Source organism: Variovorax sp. UC122_21, from assembly GCF_044056785.1.
Classification (GTDB): domain Bacteria; phylum Pseudomonadota; class Gammaproteobacteria; order Burkholderiales; family Burkholderiaceae_C; genus Variovorax.
Map to the genome: position 1 here is coordinate 186,917 of NZ_CP172003.1, position 13,737 is coordinate 200,653.

A 13,737-nucleotide genomic window follows, 5' to 3' on the forward strand; every position below is an offset into this window, starting at 1 on the left:
ACGACATGCCGTCCGATCCTGTTCAGCGAAAATCCCGACTCGTCGCCGACGCAGCGAGCCTGCCCAGCAACGGCGTGAGATCCTCGATCCGGCCCGCGATGAGATTCTTGACCGCTCCTTCGCGCTGCCAGGTCCCGTGCACGGCCATGAGGCGCGCACCGAGCAGTTCCCGGCGTTGCAGTTCGCGCAGCCCTTTCCAGACGATCACCTGCACCACGCCGGTCTCGTCCTCGAGCGACACGAAGATCGTCCCTTTCGCGGTCTCCGGCTGCTGGCGCAAGGTCACGATCCCGCAGTAGCTCACTTGCTCGCCGTTTTCCACGGCTTCCAGGTCCTGCGACGTGGCCAGCCCTCGACGCGCCAGGCGCTCGCGCAGGAGGGCCAGCGGATGCCTGCGCAGGCTCAGGCCGGTGGACGCATGGTCGAACACGATCTCCTCGCCTTCCGGTGCCGGCTCGAGCTCGAGAAACTCCTCATCGACCGGGGCATTGCGCAGCAACTCGGGCGCGGCTCGCAGCCCCGCCGCCTCCCAGACTTGCTGGCGTCGATGGCCCGAGAGGCTCAGCAATGCATCCGCGGCGGCCAGCAGCTTCATCTCGTGCACCTGCAGCTCAGCACGAAGGGCAAGGTCTTGCGCACTGTCGAAGACCTGCAGTTCGCGGGCCCGAACGATGCGCTGCGCCGAAGCGGCAGCCAAGCCGCCGATCATCCGCAAGCCGAGGCGCACCGCGGGTTGGTGCGCCAGGTCCTCCAGCGTGCAGTCGATGTCGCTGTACATCACGTCGACGGGTCGCACCTCGACGTGGTGGCGCCTCGCATCCTGCACGAGTTGCGACGGCGAATAGAAGCCCAGCGGTTGCGAGTTGAGCATGGCGGCGAGGAACTCGGCCGGGTGATGGCACTTGATCCAGCAGCTCGCATAGACCAGGAGCGCGAAAGACGCCGCATGGCTCTCCGGAAAGCCGTATTCGCTGAAGCCCTTGATCTGCTCGAAGATGGCCTTGGCGAAGCTCTCTTCATAACCGCGCGCCGTCATGCCGTTGACGATCTTGGCGTGATAGTGCTCGAGCCCTCCCTTGCGCCGCCAGGCGGCCATGGAACGGCGCAGGCCATCGGCCTCTCCGGGTGTGAAGCCGGCCGCCAGGATCGAGATCTGCATCACCTGCTCCTGGAACACCGGCACGCCGAGGGTGCGGCCCAACGCTTCCTTCAGTGCCTCGCTCGGGTAGACCACGGGTTCCCTGCCCTGGCGACGATCGAGGTACGGATGCACCATGCCGCCCTGGATGGGGCCCGGGCGCACGATGGCGACCTCGATGACCAGGTCGTAGAAGCAACGCGGCTTCAGTCGCGGCAGCATGCTCATCTGCGCGCGGCTCTCGATCTGGAAGACGCCGACGGTGTCGGCCTTGCAGATCATGTCGTAGGTGGCACTGTCCTCCGCGGGAATGTCCTGCATGCCGAACACGCACCCCTTGCGCTGGCCGATGAAGTCGAGCGCCTTGCGGATCGCCGTCAACATGCCCAGGGCCAGGCAATCCACCTTCAGCAGGCCGAGCGCGTCGAGGTCGTCCTTGTCCCACTCGATCACGGTGCGATGGGGCATCGATGCGTTCTCGATGGGCACCATGCGACACAACAGTCCTTTGGTGAGCACGAAACCACCGGTGTGCTGGCTCAGGTGCCGAGGGAATCCGATCAGCTGCGCGGTCAGGTGCATCAGCTGTCGAACCTGCAATGACTCCATCGACAGGCCGATCTCCTGCAAACGCTCCGGGCGAACCTCGCCGCCATCCCACCACTGGTGTCCCTTGGCGAGCGCGTCGACGATCTCGAGCGACATGCCCAGGGCCTTGCCCACATCGCGGATCGCGCTCTTCGGCCTGTAGCTGATCACCACGCCCGTGATGGCGGCGCGCTCGCGTCCGTACTTGGCGTACAGATACTGCAAGACCTCTTCTCGCCGCTCGTGCTCGAAGTCGACATCGATGTCCGGTGGCTCGTTGCGCTGCCTGGAGATGAAGCGCTCGAAGAGAACGCTCATGCGACCAGGGTCGACCTCCGTGACACCCGTGCAGTAGCAGACCACGCTGTTGGCGGCACTGCCGCGCCCTTGGCAGAGGATGTGTCGGGAGCGCGCGAAGGCCACGATGTCGGCCACCGTGAGGAAGTAGTGTTCGTAGCGCAGGTCGGCGATCAGCGCGAGCTCGTGCTCGATCTGCGTCTGGATCCTGGCTGGAATGCCGTCGGGCCAGCGGCGCCCCGCTCCTTCGTAGGTGATCCGGCGCAGATGGCTTGCCGGCGTTGCGCCTTCGGGCACAACCTCGTCGGGATACTGATAGCGCAACTCGTCAAGGCTGAAACTGCAGCGTTCGACCACCTCGAGCGTCTGCGCGAGCAGCTCGGCGCCGTAGGTTTGCGCAAGCCGCAGCCGGGTGCGCAGATGTCGCTCCGCATTGGGCTGCAGATCGAGTCCGCATTCCGTCAGCGGCTTGCGCAAGCGTGTGGCCGTCATCACGTCCTGCAAGGGCTTGCGCGATCGCACATGGAAGTGGACATCGCCCGCCGCGACGAGAGGAATCTCCATGTCCTTGCCCACCTGGCTCAGCCGGTACAGCCACATCTCGTCGTCGAGCAGCCGCAGCTTTTCCACCGCCAGCCAGCAGCGCCCCAGGAACTGGCGCAGCAGCCAGCCTCCGAGCCACTGCAGCTGCGCCGGCGTTGCCATGCGCCGGGGCGAAGCCAGCACCACGCAGTCTTCGAGTTCCGAGCCCTGGATCTCGGCGATGGGCAGCCGATAGGCGCCTTTTTCGGACGCGCGGCGCAGCTTGGTGATGAATTGGGAGAGATTGCCGTAGCCCTCCAGGTGGCAGGCCAGCACGGTCAGCGTGAAGGGGATGGCATTCGGATCGACCGGCTCCGGCTCCACCAGGAACTGGCTGCCGATCAGCAACCGCAGCCCATGCTCCCTGGCCGCCACGTGCGCACGCACCACGCCGGCCAGGCTGCACTCGTCGGTGATGGCCAGCGCCGCGTAGCCCAGTTGCTTCGCGCGCTCGACGAGTTCTTCGGGCTGGCTGGCGCCGCGCAGAAAGCTGAAGTTGCTCACGCATTTGAGCTCGGCGTATTCGGGCAGCTGCATGGCGCGTCCTCACGCAAACGTGCCGTGCAGGAACCAGCCGGTCTCTTCCCCGGCCAGGCGCATCTGGAAGATCCACAGCACACCGGCGTGCTCGCTCACGGCCACCCAGTAGTCACGGGCGACATGACGCGTGCTCTCCTGCGGAGCCTTCGCTTCGTGCGGCGGCCTTCGATCGCCTTTCTCGTCCTCATCGGCGTGCGCCCCGGTCGAAGTCCGATCCCACCATCCTCCTCGACGCGATGCGGGCCGGCAAGCAGCTGGAGCACGCCCTGGTAGATCGGCCGGTTGTTCTCGGTGGCCAGGCGCAGCGGCTTCGGCAGGATGAAAGTCGGCTGAGGCACCTCGAGGGGCCGGCATCTGGCGCGTGGTGCCGGCTCGGGCGCCGGGCGCCAGCGGCACATCCATTCCATGCGATGGTCTTCGAGGAGGACCGGACGCAACACGTGGTCCGGCCCCAGCCGCGCCGCGATGCGCTCGAGCACCAGTGCCAGGCTCTCTCCCGATTGCCTTGCCTCGGGCAGCATCGACAAGCTTCTTTCCTCCAGCGGCTGGACCTCCGTGGCGGCCAACGCGAGGTCGCCCACGGGCGCCAGCAGTTCCACCTTCGCCAGATGCTCGGCCAGCAAGCGCATCAGGTGCTCGGTGTCGCGCGTGGCCTGTGCCGTGCGCACCGTGAGCTCGCCGCCATCGCCCGCGCTCCTGGCGCGCATCGCGTCGTGGCACCAGCGCAGGGTGAAGGCGGTCACGCCCGATCGGCGCGCCATGAGCCAGCCAGCCATCTGCAGCATGAGGCGACGCGCACCGAAGAGAAGTGCCGGCGCATGCTCGACGCGTGCCATCAGCTCGAGCTTCGCCAGGAAGCTTTCGGGCAGCTGCGCCCATGCATGGGTTTCGGGCCGCAAGCCATAGGCCTGGTCGAGCGCCGACAACAGCTGTGCATCGAAACGCCGGCTCAGCCCGCCGCGCGGCAGCGCACGCACCTGCCCCAGGGTCCGGCATCCCAGCCGCGCCAGCGTTGGCCCATGGGCCGCGACCTGCGTCAAGTTCTCGAGTGGCAACGCATCGAGGAGTTGCGCGAGCGGCCTGGCAAATCCGTTGGACAGGCCTGCCCTGGCCACGGCGAGTGCGGCCAGGCTCGTGGGGGCCCACGCCAGCTGTCGCACGCCCAGGTCGATGCACTCCTCTCGCACCCGCTCGACCAGCCGGCGCTTGCCACCGAACAGACGCAGGCTCTGTTCGAGCTCCATGACCACCGCCGGGCATTCCAGAAGCGCCTCGAGGACGGCAACGCGTGGCGTGAATTGCAGGCACCACGTCGCCAGACCCGCGAGCATCTCAGTGCGAGGCTGGGGCGCGTCCGGCAGGCTGTCGGGAAGAAGGGCTGCCCACAGCATGGGGAAGGTCTCGGGAATGACGGGCCGCGATCAGGCGGCTCGGGTGACTCAGGCGCGGCGTGAGGATGTCCTGCAGGCCGCCTGGAACCGACGGCAGTGCGAGTTCGCCCTCGTGAGGCGGCCCCTTTCGCTTGAGCAGATGGATGCGCAGTTCCCAATCGAGGCCGAAGCGCGCCCGCAGCCGCAAAGGCGCGGCCGAGGCTTCGTCGGCCGCCGCGGCAGGACGCCAGAGGATGACAGGGCCGTCGCAACCCTGGGCACACACCTGGAGCCGCCGAATTTGCTCCTGGCGCGCCTGCGGCAGCCAGCTCACGAGCATGCCCGCGGCATTGGACTTGATCAGCTGCTCGGTCGCCCACAGGCGTTCGACCGGCTTCTGCACGTCGACCCAGACCAGCCGGCGCTCGTCGAGTCCCAGTTGACGAAGGCCGGGCAGATGGGGCGCCTTCGGCGGCCCGACGACGACGATCTGCCTGTCCTGCTCGACCAACGCGCGCATGGCCGGCGCCAGGAGACGCCACTCCAGGACCGTGGATTGCACTTGCAGGACTTCGGTCAGAGATCCGCAGGGCCAGCCGCCACCCGGAAGCTCGGCGTCCAGGACCAGGAAGCCGCTGCTGACCGTCGAAGTCACGGGCGTGCCCAGCGAATCACCACGCCAGACCGCGGATTCCACGTCTGGTGGAAGGACCATCGGCCGTCGATGCGCACCGACTCGTGAAGCGCCTGGTTGAGAGGCCAGGGGCGTGTGGACACCACCCGCCCATGACAGGGAGATGGCCATCGTGGCTCCTGATACTGTATGGATAAACAGTATCTCAAAGCCTTCAGGTTCTTAGCAAGAAGGTTTACAAATTCCTTCGCGCACCGGGGTACGGAGCGGCCAGGTCACGCATCGTGCTGGACCCAGGGCCCCGCGCCACCGGCCCGAAACCGGGCGCGCTACAGCCGGCGCCGCGCCATGAACGCCACCACCTCGCCCATGATCCCCTTGCGGAAGGCCAGCACGCACACCACGAAGATCAGGCCCGTGACCATGGTCACCGACTCGCCCAGCGTGTTGAACCACTCGATGCTCGTGATGCGCGCGAGCAGGTTGCCGAACTCGCCGAGCTTGTTCTCCAGCAGCACGACCACGGCCGATCCCACCAGCGGGCCCGACAGGGTGCCCAGCCCGCCAACCAGCGTCATCAGCACGACCTGGCCCGACGCGGTCCAGTGCACGTCGGACAAGGTGGCGAAGCCCAGCACCAAGGTCTTGAGCGAACCCGCGAGGCCCGACAGCGCCGCCGAGATCACGAAGGCCAGCAGCTTGAAGCGGCTGACGTCGTAGCCCAGCGAGAGCGCGCGCGGCTCGTTCTCCTTGATGCCCTTGAGCACCTGCCCGAACGGCGAATGCACGGTGCGCACGATCAGCAGGAAGGCCAGCACGCACACGGCGAGCGCGACGTAGTACATCGTGAGGTCGTCGCTGAGGTCGACGAGCCCGAACAGCTTGCCGCGCGGCACGCCCTGCAGGCCGTCCTCGCCGCCGGTGAACCTCGCCTGCAGCGCGACGAAGAACATCATCTGCGCGAGCGCCAAGGTGATCATCGCGAAGTAGATGCCCTGGCGGCGGATCGCCAGCGAACCGAAGACCCAGCCTAGCAAGGCACCGGTGAGCGTGCCCGCGACCAGGCCGAGCTCGGGCGTCAGGCCCCAGGCCTTCATGGCCTGGCCCGCGACATAGGCCGAGCAGCCGAGGAACGCCGCGTGCCCGAAGGACAGCAGGCCGGCGAAACCCAGCAGCAGGTTGAAGGCGGCCGCGAACAGCGCGAAGCACAGCAGCTTCATCACGAACACCGGATAGGCGCCGAGGAAGGGCGCGAGCAGCAGCCCGGCGAGCAGCAGCGGATAGAGGACGAGGGAGAGTTTCTTCATGACCGCGGACTCACTTTTCTTTGCCGAACAGGCCGGCCGGTCGCACCAGCAGCACGATGACCATGATCACGAACACGACCGAGGACGAGGCCTCCGGATAGAACACCTTGGTGAGGCCTTCGATCACGCCCAGGCCCAGGCCGGTGAGGATGGCGCCCATGATCGAGCCCATGCCGCCGATCACGACGACGGCGAACACCACGATGATGAGGTTCTGTCCCATCAGCGGCGAGACCTGCATCACCGGCGCGGCCAGCACGCCGGCGAAGGCGGCGAGGCCGCAGCCGAAGGCATAGGTCAGCGTGATCATCAGCGGCACGTTGACGCCGAAGGCCTCCACCAGCCGCGGGTTCTCGGTGCCCGCTCGCAGGTAGGCGCCCAGGCGCGTCTTCTCGATCGCATACCAGGTGGCGAAGCACACGGCGAGCGAGGCCACGACGACCCAGGCGCGGTAGTTGGGCAGCACCATGAAGCCCAGGTCGCTGGCGCTGGCCAGTGCCGCGGGCGTGTCGTAGCTCAGGCCCGAGACGCCGTAGACCGAGCGGAACGCGCCTTCGATCAGCAGCGTGAGGCCCAGCGTGAGCAACAGGCCGTAGAGGTGGTCGAGCTTGTAGATCCAGCGCAGGAACAGCCGCTCGATCAGCACGCCGAGCAGGCCGACGACCAGCGGCGCCAGGGCGAGCATCGCCCAGTAGCCGATGCCGAGATAGCTCATCGCCATCCAGCTGAACACCGCGCCCACCATGAACAGCGCGCCATGCGCGAAGTTGATGACGTTGAGCAGCCCGAAGATCACGGCGAGCCCGAGGCTCAGGATCGCATAGAACGACCCGTTGACCAGGCCCAGCAGCAGTTGGCTCAGCAGGGCCTGCACGGGAAAACCAAAGACAGTCGTCATCGCCTCAGACTCCCAGCAATTCGTTGAGCACAGGCATCCTGGCTTCGAGTTCGGCGGCGCCGAATTTCTCGACGATGCGGCCGTGCTCCATCACGTAGAAGCGATCGGCCAGCGGCGCCGCGAAGCGGAAGTTCTGCTCCACCATCACGATGGTGTAGCCCTTGGAACGCAAGGTCGTGATCATTCGCGCGAGCGCCTGCACGATCACCGGCGCCAGGCCTTCGGAGATCTCGTCGAGCAAGAGCAGCTTGGCGCCCGTGCGCAGGATGCGCGCCACCGCCAGCATCTGCTGCTCGCCGCCCGACAGCCGCGTGCCCTGGCTGTGGCGACGCTCCGCGAGGTTCGGGGAACATCGCGTAGATCTCGTCGACCGACATGCCCTGCCCCGCGCCTTTCAGCTCCGGCGGCAGCATCAGGTTCTCCTCGCACGACAGGCTCGCGAAGATGCCGCGTTCCTCGGGGCAATAGCCGATGCCCAGGTGCGCGATGCGGTGCGTGGGCATCGCGATCGTTTCCTTGCCGTTGACCTCGATGCTGCCCTTGCGGGCGCCCGTCAGGCCCATGATCGCGCGCAGCGTGGTGGTGCGGCCCGCGCCGTTGCGGCCCAGCAGCGTGACCACCTCGCCCGGCTGCACGACCATGTCGACGCCGTGCAGCACATGCGATTCGCCGTACCAGGCCTGCAGGCCCTTGATCTCGAGTGCGGCGGTCATCAGTGGGCTCCCTGCAGTTGGCCGTCCGTGGTGCCCATGTAGGCCTCCATGACCTGCGGGTTCTTCGAGACCTCCGCGTAGGGGCCTTCCGCCAGCACGGCGCCACGCTGCAGCACGGTGATGGTGTCGGCGATGGTCGAGACCACGCTCATGTTGTGTTCGACCATCAGGATGGTGCGGCCCGCCGACACGCGCTTGATCAGCTCGGCCACGCGGTGCACGTCCTCATGGCCCATGCCCTGCGTGGGCTCGTCCAGCAGCATCAGCTCGGGCTCCATCGCGAGCGTGGTCGCGATCTCCAGCGCGCGCTTGCGGCCATAGGGAAGGTTCACGGTCTGCTCTTCGGCGAGATCCTCGAGGCCGACTTCGGCGAGCAGCTCGCGCGCCCGGGCGTTGAGCGGCTCGAGCGACTTCTCGCTCTTCCAGAAGTGGTACGAGGTGCCGAGCCGGCGCTGCAGCCCCAGGCGCACGTTCTCCAGCAGCGTGAGGTGCGGGAACACGGCCGAGATCTGGAACGAGCGGATGATGCCGCGCCGCGCGATCTGCGCGGGGCGCTCGCCGGTGATGTCCTGGCCGTTGAAGAGGATCGTGCCGCTGGTGGGTTCGAGGAACTTCGTGAGCAGGTTGAAGCAGGTCGTCTTGCCCGCGCCGTTGGGTCCGATGAGCGCGTGGATCGAACCGCGCACGACCGAGAGGTCGACCTTGCTGACAGCAGTGAAGCCCTTGAACTCCTTGGTGAGCTGGCGTGTTTCGAGAATGATGTCCGTGCGATACGACATGGAGAGGAGAGTGGGAGCAAAGGAAAAAGCCATGCGGCCGCGCGCCGCGCGAAACGCGGCGGCGGCACGGCTTCGGCGCGGATCAGCTCTTGGGCATCAGGTGGCAGGCGCCAGGCTTCGTCGGCGCATAGGCCTGCTCGCCCGGGATCTTCGAGACCACCTTGTAGTAGTCCCACGGCTGCTTCGATTCGCTGCGCTTCTTGACCTGCATCAGGTACATGTCATGCACCATCGCGCCATCCGCGCGGATGTAGCCCTGCGCGAACATGTCGTCGATCTTGAGCGACTTGAGCGCGGCCATCACCTTGTCGGCGTCGGTGCTCTGCGCCGCTTCCACCGCCTTCAGGTAGCTCAGCGTGGCCGAGTAGTCGCCGGCCTGGAAGGTGGTGGGCATCTTCTTGTGCTTCTCGTAGAAGCGGGTCGCGAAGGCGCGCGACTTGTCGTTGAGGTCCCAGTACCAGCCATCGGTCAGGTACATGCCGCTGGTGGTGTCGAGGCCCAGGCTGTGCACGTCGGTGATGAACACCATGAGGCCGGCGAGGCGCATCTTGCTGCTGATGCCGAACTCCTTGGCCGTCTTGATCGAGGTGATGAGGTCGCTGCCGCCGTTGGCGAGGCCGACCACCTGCGCGCCCGATGCCTGCGCCTGCGTCAGGTAGGACGAGAAGTCGCTCGCGTTCAGCGGATGGCGCACGCTGCCCTTGACGTTGCCGCCGCTGGCCTGGACCACGTCGATGCTGGCCTTCTCGAGCGAGTAGCCGAAGGCATAGTCCGCGGTCACGAAGTACCAGCTCTTGCCGCCCTGCTCCACCATGGCCGTCGCCGTGCCGCGCGCCTGGGCCGAGGTGCTGTAGGTGTAGCGCACGAGGTAGGGCTGGCAGGCTTCTTCCGTCAGGCTGTCGGCGCCCGCGCCGGCGGAGATGAAGACCTTCTTCTTTTCCTTCGAGATGTTGCTGATCGCCAGCGACGCCGAGGAGTTGGACCCCGCGATGACCAGCTCGACCTTGTCCTGGTCCCACCACTGGCGCGCCTTGTTGGCCGCGATGTCGGCCTTGTTCTGGTGATCGGCGGACAGCACCTCGATCGGCCGGCCCAGCACCTTGCCGCCGAAATCCGCGACGGCCATGCGGACCGCGTCGAGGCCGCCGGCGCCGTCGAAGTCGGAGTACGGCCCCGACATGTCGGTGACGAAGCCGATCTTGAAGCGGTCGGGCGCGGCTTGCGCGCTGGCGTTCTGGATCCAGGGCAGTCCCGCGAGGACGGCCAGGGCGATGGCATGCATTCTCATTGTTTGTCTCCTAGGCAGCCGATGCTTCGGCTGCGTTTCTTGTTGATCGGGAAGCTAGAGGTCGAGCCTCTTTTCGGACTCGTTTCGTTCGAAAGCGCTGGCCGTCGTCAGGCGGCCTTCCAGCCCGCGGGCACCCGTGCGCGCTCGATCCGCGCGAGGTCGCAGACCGCATCGGCAATGCCCGAGAAATCGATCTTTCCGTACTCGCTCGCGCGCGCCAGGCTGAAGGACTCAAAGACCGCGGCGGCCACCGGCATCGGCACCCGCGCCGCGTGGGCCGCGCCCATCACCAGCGCCATGTCCTTGTGCGCGAGGTCGATCGTGAAGCCCGGCGTGGTGTCGCCCACGAGCACCTTGTTCGGGAAGTTCAGGCGCAACTGCCCGTTGGTCGCCGAGGTGCCGTAGAGCACCTGCAGGGTGCGGGTGATGTCGAGCCCGAAACGCTGCGACAGCGCGAGCGCCTCGGCGTTGACCTGGCACAGCGTGACCGCGACGTAGTTGTTGACCAGCTTGGTCCGGCCACCCGTGCCGACGTCGCCGCAGTGGTAGACGGTGGAACCCATGACATCGAGCAGCGGCCGCACGCGGGCGAAGTCCTCGTCGGTGGCGCCGACCATGAACAGCGATTCGCCGCGGTCCGCGTGTTCGGCCAGGCGGCCCACGGGCGCGTCGACCACGGACTGCCCGGCCGCGCGCGCCGCCACGGCCAGCCGGTCGGTGGCCAGCGGATCGATGGTGCTCATGTCGAGCAGGATGTTGCCCTTGCGCGCATTGGCGAAGATGCCTTCCGCGCCCAGGGCCACCTGCTCCACCTCGGTCGAGCTGGGCAGCATCGTCGCGACGATCGAGCACTCGCGCGCGATCTGCGCGATGCTCTGCGCGCTCGCCGCGCCGGCATCGACCAGCTCGTTGACCGCCGTGGCGTTCAGGTCGTGGACCACCAGCGGGTAGCCCTGTTTTCGAAGATTGAGGGCCATGGACTTGCCCATGCGCCCGAGCCCGATGAAGCCGATTTTTTCCATTCGATGTCTCCGGTGGTTCCTGGTATCAATGCCCGATGTAGGCGGTCTTGGTCAGCGTGTAGAAATCGGCGGCGTAGCTCCCCTGCTCGCGCGGGCCGAAGCTCGAGCCCTTGGTGCCGCCGAAGGGCACGTGGTAGTCGAGGCCCGCGGTCGGCAGGTTGACCATGGCCAATCCGCTCTTCACGTTCAGGCGGAAGTGGGTCGCGTGCTTGTGGGACTGGGTGCAGATCCCGGCCGAGAGGCCGTATTCGGTGTCGTTGGCCAGCGCCAGCGCTTCCTCGTAGTCGCGGGCGCGGATCACCGTGGCGAACGGGCCGAACACCTCCTCGCGGTTGATGCGCATGTCGTTGCGGGTGTCGACGAACAGCGTGGGCGCCATGAAGAACCCGGGCGTCGAACGCTCGAGCACGTTGCCGCCTTCGATGAGCCGGGCACCCTCGTCCTTGCCGACCGCGATGTAGCGCTGGATCATCTCGAGCTGGCGCTGGTTGATCACCGGGCCGATGTCGGTGCCCGCCGCCAGGGCGTGGCCCACCTGCACCTCGCGCATGCGTGCGCGCAGGGCCTCGACGAAGCGGTCGTGGATGCCGTCGGTGACGATCAGCCGGCTGGATGCGGTGCAGCGCTGTCCGGCCGAGAAGAAGGCGCCGTTCAGCGCGCACTCGACCGCCTGCGGCAGGTCGGCGTCGTCGAGCACGACGAGCGGGTTCTTCCCGCCCATCTCGAGCTGCACGCGCACCATCTTCGCGACCGCGGACTGCGCCAGCTTGCGGCCGGTGGCGACGCTGCCCGTGAAGCTCAGCGCATCGACGCCGTCGACGATGGCCGCGCCCGCGACCGCGCCATGGCCGTTCACCAGGTTGGCGACGCCCGCGGGCAGGCCGTTGCGCTCGAGCACGCGGAAGAGTTCGCTCGCCACCGCGGGCGTCTCTTCGGAAGGCTTGAGCAGCAGCGTGTTGCCGAAGGCGAGCGCGGGCGCGATCTTCCAGGCGGCGATGGCAATGGGGAAGTTCCACGGCGTGATCAGGCCCACCACGCCGATCGGCTCGCGGCTGGTCTGCACGCCGATGTTCGGCCGCACCGACGGGAGGTTCTCGCCGCCGTAGCGCACGGCCTCGCCGGCGAAGAAGCCGAAGATCTGGCTGGCGCGCGTGACTTCGCCGATGCCTTCGGTGCGCGTCTTGCCGGCTTCCCGCGACACCAGTTCGCCGATTTCCTCGCGGCGCGCGAAGAGTTCGTGCGCCGTGCGTTGCAGCAGGTCGCTGCGGACCTGCGTGGTGGTTGCCGCCCAGGCCGGCTGGGCGGCGCGCGCGGCCGCCACGGCCTGGCGGACCTGGGCCGCGTCGGCGAGCGCGAACCGGCCCACCACGTCGTTCGTGTCCGACGGATTGATGCTGGCGATCGATTCCTGGCCGGCGATCCATTCGCCGCCGATGAGGTTCTTCTGAATGTCCATGGTCCTGTCTCCTGGTCTGCCGGGTCACTCGCGGATGCGGGTGTCGGTGTGAAGTGGGCGGATCATAAATTTGCATTTCACATGCTGTCGAATTACCATTTCTGATCGATAAATCACTTTTTTTGCTGGCAGGAAACGCGATGGACACGCGGCAGATTCGGGCCTTTCTGGCGATTGCGGACACCGGCAGCGTGACGCGCGCCGCCGAGCTTCTTCATGTGGTGCAGCCCGCGATCTCGCGGCAGCTCAAGCTGCTGGAGGACGACCTCGGCGCACTGCTGTTCGAGCGCAGCCGCGGCGGCATGGTGCTGACGGATGCGGGCCGCACGCTCGTGGAGTACTCGCGGCGCGCGCTGCGCGAGCTCGACAACGCGAGGTCGGAGATCCAGCCCTCGGGCCCGTCGATCGCGGGCATCGTCAACGTGGGATTGCTGCCGAGCAGCTGCGAGCTGCTGGCCGCGCCGCTGGTGCTGGCGCTCAAGGAGCGCTATCCCGGCGTGCAGGTGTCGCTGTCGGTGGGCTACACGGACCATCTCGCGCGCTGGCTCGAGACGGGCGAGCTCGACATGGCGTTGCTGTACGACGCCCCGCAACGGCCGAGCGTCAGCCTCGAGCCCTTGCTGAAGGAAGTGCTGTGCCTCACCGCGCCGGCGGCGCACGGCCTCTCGCTGAAGAAACCCGTGAAGGTCCGCGCGCTGGGCCAGGCACCGCTGGTGCTGCCGAGCCGGCCGCACAACCTGCGCGGGCTCGTGGAGCATGCGTGCGCGGTCGCCGACGTGCCGTTCAGGATCGCGGCCGAGACGAATGCGCTGTCGGTCCAGCGCGACCTCGTCGTTCAGGGCGTGGGCTTCTCGGTGCTGCCGGCGGTCGCGATCCGCGGCGAGCTCGAGCGCGGCCTGCTGTCGGCCGCCCCGATCGCGGCGCCCGAGTTCGCGCGCAGCATCTACCTGGCGCTGCCGACGACGCGGCGCAGCTCCACCGCCGTGCAATGCGTGGTGGGCGAACTCAAGCGATGCATGGAGGCCGCGGTCGACAGCGGCGAATGGACCGGGGCGAAATGGATCCGGGCCTCGGGCGAGAACGGGCGGGCGTAGTCGCGGTTGCCGCGCCTGCCGCCTGCCCGGC

At 67.3% G+C, this 13,737-nt stretch carries 9 protein-coding genes and 2 pseudogenes; 1 reads left to right on the top strand and 10 read right to left on the bottom strand.

All coding sequences use genetic code 11. The features are described from left to right. Window positions 1-22: 22 nt before the first annotated feature. From ACHMXE_RS01015 to ACHMXE_RS01060, 10 genes and pseudogenes are all read right to left on the bottom strand, one after another. On the bottom strand, window positions 23-3,142 hold the full coding sequence (locus tag ACHMXE_RS01015) for an error-prone DNA polymerase (RefSeq protein WP_395346346.1): 3,120 nt from the start codon (window positions 3,140-3,142) through the stop codon (window positions 23-25). A gap of 9 nt (window positions 3,143-3,151) precedes the next feature. Continuing rightward, window positions 3,152-4,536: pseudogene (locus tag ACHMXE_RS01020) on the bottom strand (Y-family DNA polymerase). Continuing rightward, entirely contained in the window at window positions 4,478-5,212 is a 735-nt protein-coding gene (imuA, locus tag ACHMXE_RS01025) for a translesion DNA synthesis-associated protein ImuA (protein ID WP_395346348.1), read from the bottom strand. The pseudogene ACHMXE_RS01020 and the gene imuA overlap by 59 nt, the downstream one beginning before the upstream one ends. Before the next feature lie 266 nt (window positions 5,213-5,478). Continuing rightward, complete coding sequence (locus ACHMXE_RS01030; RefSeq protein WP_209539604.1) at window positions 5,479-6,456, bottom strand: branched-chain amino acid ABC transporter permease; 978 nt, start codon at window positions 6,454-6,456, stop codon at window positions 5,479-5,481. A 10-nt stretch (window positions 6,457-6,466) separates the two neighbouring features. Continuing rightward, the gene (locus ACHMXE_RS01035) at window positions 6,467-7,354 is read right to left on the bottom strand and encodes a branched-chain amino acid ABC transporter permease (RefSeq protein WP_395346349.1); all 888 of its coding nucleotides are present in this window, start codon (window positions 7,352-7,354) and stop codon (window positions 6,467-6,469) included. 4 nt (window positions 7,355-7,358) lie between these two features. Continuing rightward, window positions 7,359-8,067: pseudogene (locus ACHMXE_RS01040) on the bottom strand (ABC transporter ATP-binding protein). Then, the gene (locus ACHMXE_RS01045; RefSeq protein ID WP_203207148.1) at window positions 8,067-8,846 is read right to left on the bottom strand and encodes an ABC transporter ATP-binding protein; all 780 of its coding nucleotides are present in this window, start codon (window positions 8,844-8,846) and stop codon (window positions 8,067-8,069) included. Before ACHMXE_RS01045 ends, ACHMXE_RS01040 begins: the two are co-directional and overlap by 1 nt. A gap of 82 nt (window positions 8,847-8,928) precedes the next feature. Then, window positions 8,929-10,134: an ABC transporter substrate-binding protein gene (locus ACHMXE_RS01050; RefSeq protein ID WP_395346351.1), complete on the bottom strand. Its 1,206-nt coding sequence runs from the start codon at window positions 10,132-10,134 to the stop codon at window positions 8,929-8,931. 107 nt (window positions 10,135-10,241) lie between these two features. Next, entirely contained in the window at window positions 10,242-11,156 is a 915-nt protein-coding gene (locus tag ACHMXE_RS01055; RefSeq protein ID WP_395346352.1) for an NAD(P)-dependent oxidoreductase, read from the bottom strand. Between the two features lie 25 nt (window positions 11,157-11,181). Beyond that, window positions 11,182-12,612: an aldehyde dehydrogenase family protein gene (locus tag ACHMXE_RS01060; RefSeq protein ID WP_395346354.1), complete on the bottom strand. Its 1,431-nt coding sequence runs from the start codon at window positions 12,610-12,612 to the stop codon at window positions 11,182-11,184. A 140-nt stretch (window positions 12,613-12,752) separates the two neighbouring features. Here ACHMXE_RS01060 and ACHMXE_RS01065 point away from each other — a divergent pair, with 140 nt between their 5' ends. Beyond that, window positions 12,753-13,706, top strand: coding sequence for a LysR family transcriptional regulator (locus ACHMXE_RS01065; RefSeq protein ID WP_395346356.1), 954 nt, complete (start codon window positions 12,753-12,755; stop codon window positions 13,704-13,706). Window positions 13,707-13,737: the final 31 nt, after the last annotated feature.

What these genes read in the sequence shown, in the direction of transcription:
- ACHMXE_RS01035 (WP_395346349.1), bottom strand. Translation starts at nt 7,354, where the DNA reads ATGACGACTGTCTTTGGTTTTCCCGTGCAGGCCCTGCTGAGCCAACTG.
- ACHMXE_RS01065 (WP_395346356.1), top strand. Translation starts at nt 12,753, where the DNA reads ATGGACACGCGGCAGATTCGGGCCTTTCTGGCGATTGCGGACACCGGC.
- ACHMXE_RS01050 (WP_395346351.1), bottom strand. Translation starts at nt 10,134, where the DNA reads ATGAGAATGCATGCCATCGCCCTGGCCGTCCTCGCGGGACTGCCCTGG.
- ACHMXE_RS01060 (WP_395346354.1), bottom strand. Translation starts at nt 12,612, where the DNA reads ATGGACATTCAGAAGAACCTCATCGGCGGCGAATGGATCGCCGGCCAG.
- ACHMXE_RS01045 (WP_203207148.1), bottom strand. Translation starts at nt 8,846, where the DNA reads ATGTCGTATCGCACGGACATCATTCTCGAAACACGCCAGCTCACCAAG.
- ACHMXE_RS01015 (WP_395346346.1), bottom strand. Translation starts at nt 3,142, where the DNA reads ATGCAGCTGCCCGAATACGCCGAGCTCAAATGCGTGAGCAACTTCAGC.
- ACHMXE_RS01030 (WP_209539604.1), bottom strand. Translation starts at nt 6,456, where the DNA reads ATGAAGAAACTCTCCCTCGTCCTCTATCCGCTGCTGCTCGCCGGGCTG.
- ACHMXE_RS01055 (WP_395346352.1), bottom strand. Translation starts at nt 11,156, where the DNA reads ATGGAAAAAATCGGCTTCATCGGGCTCGGGCGCATGGGCAAGTCCATG.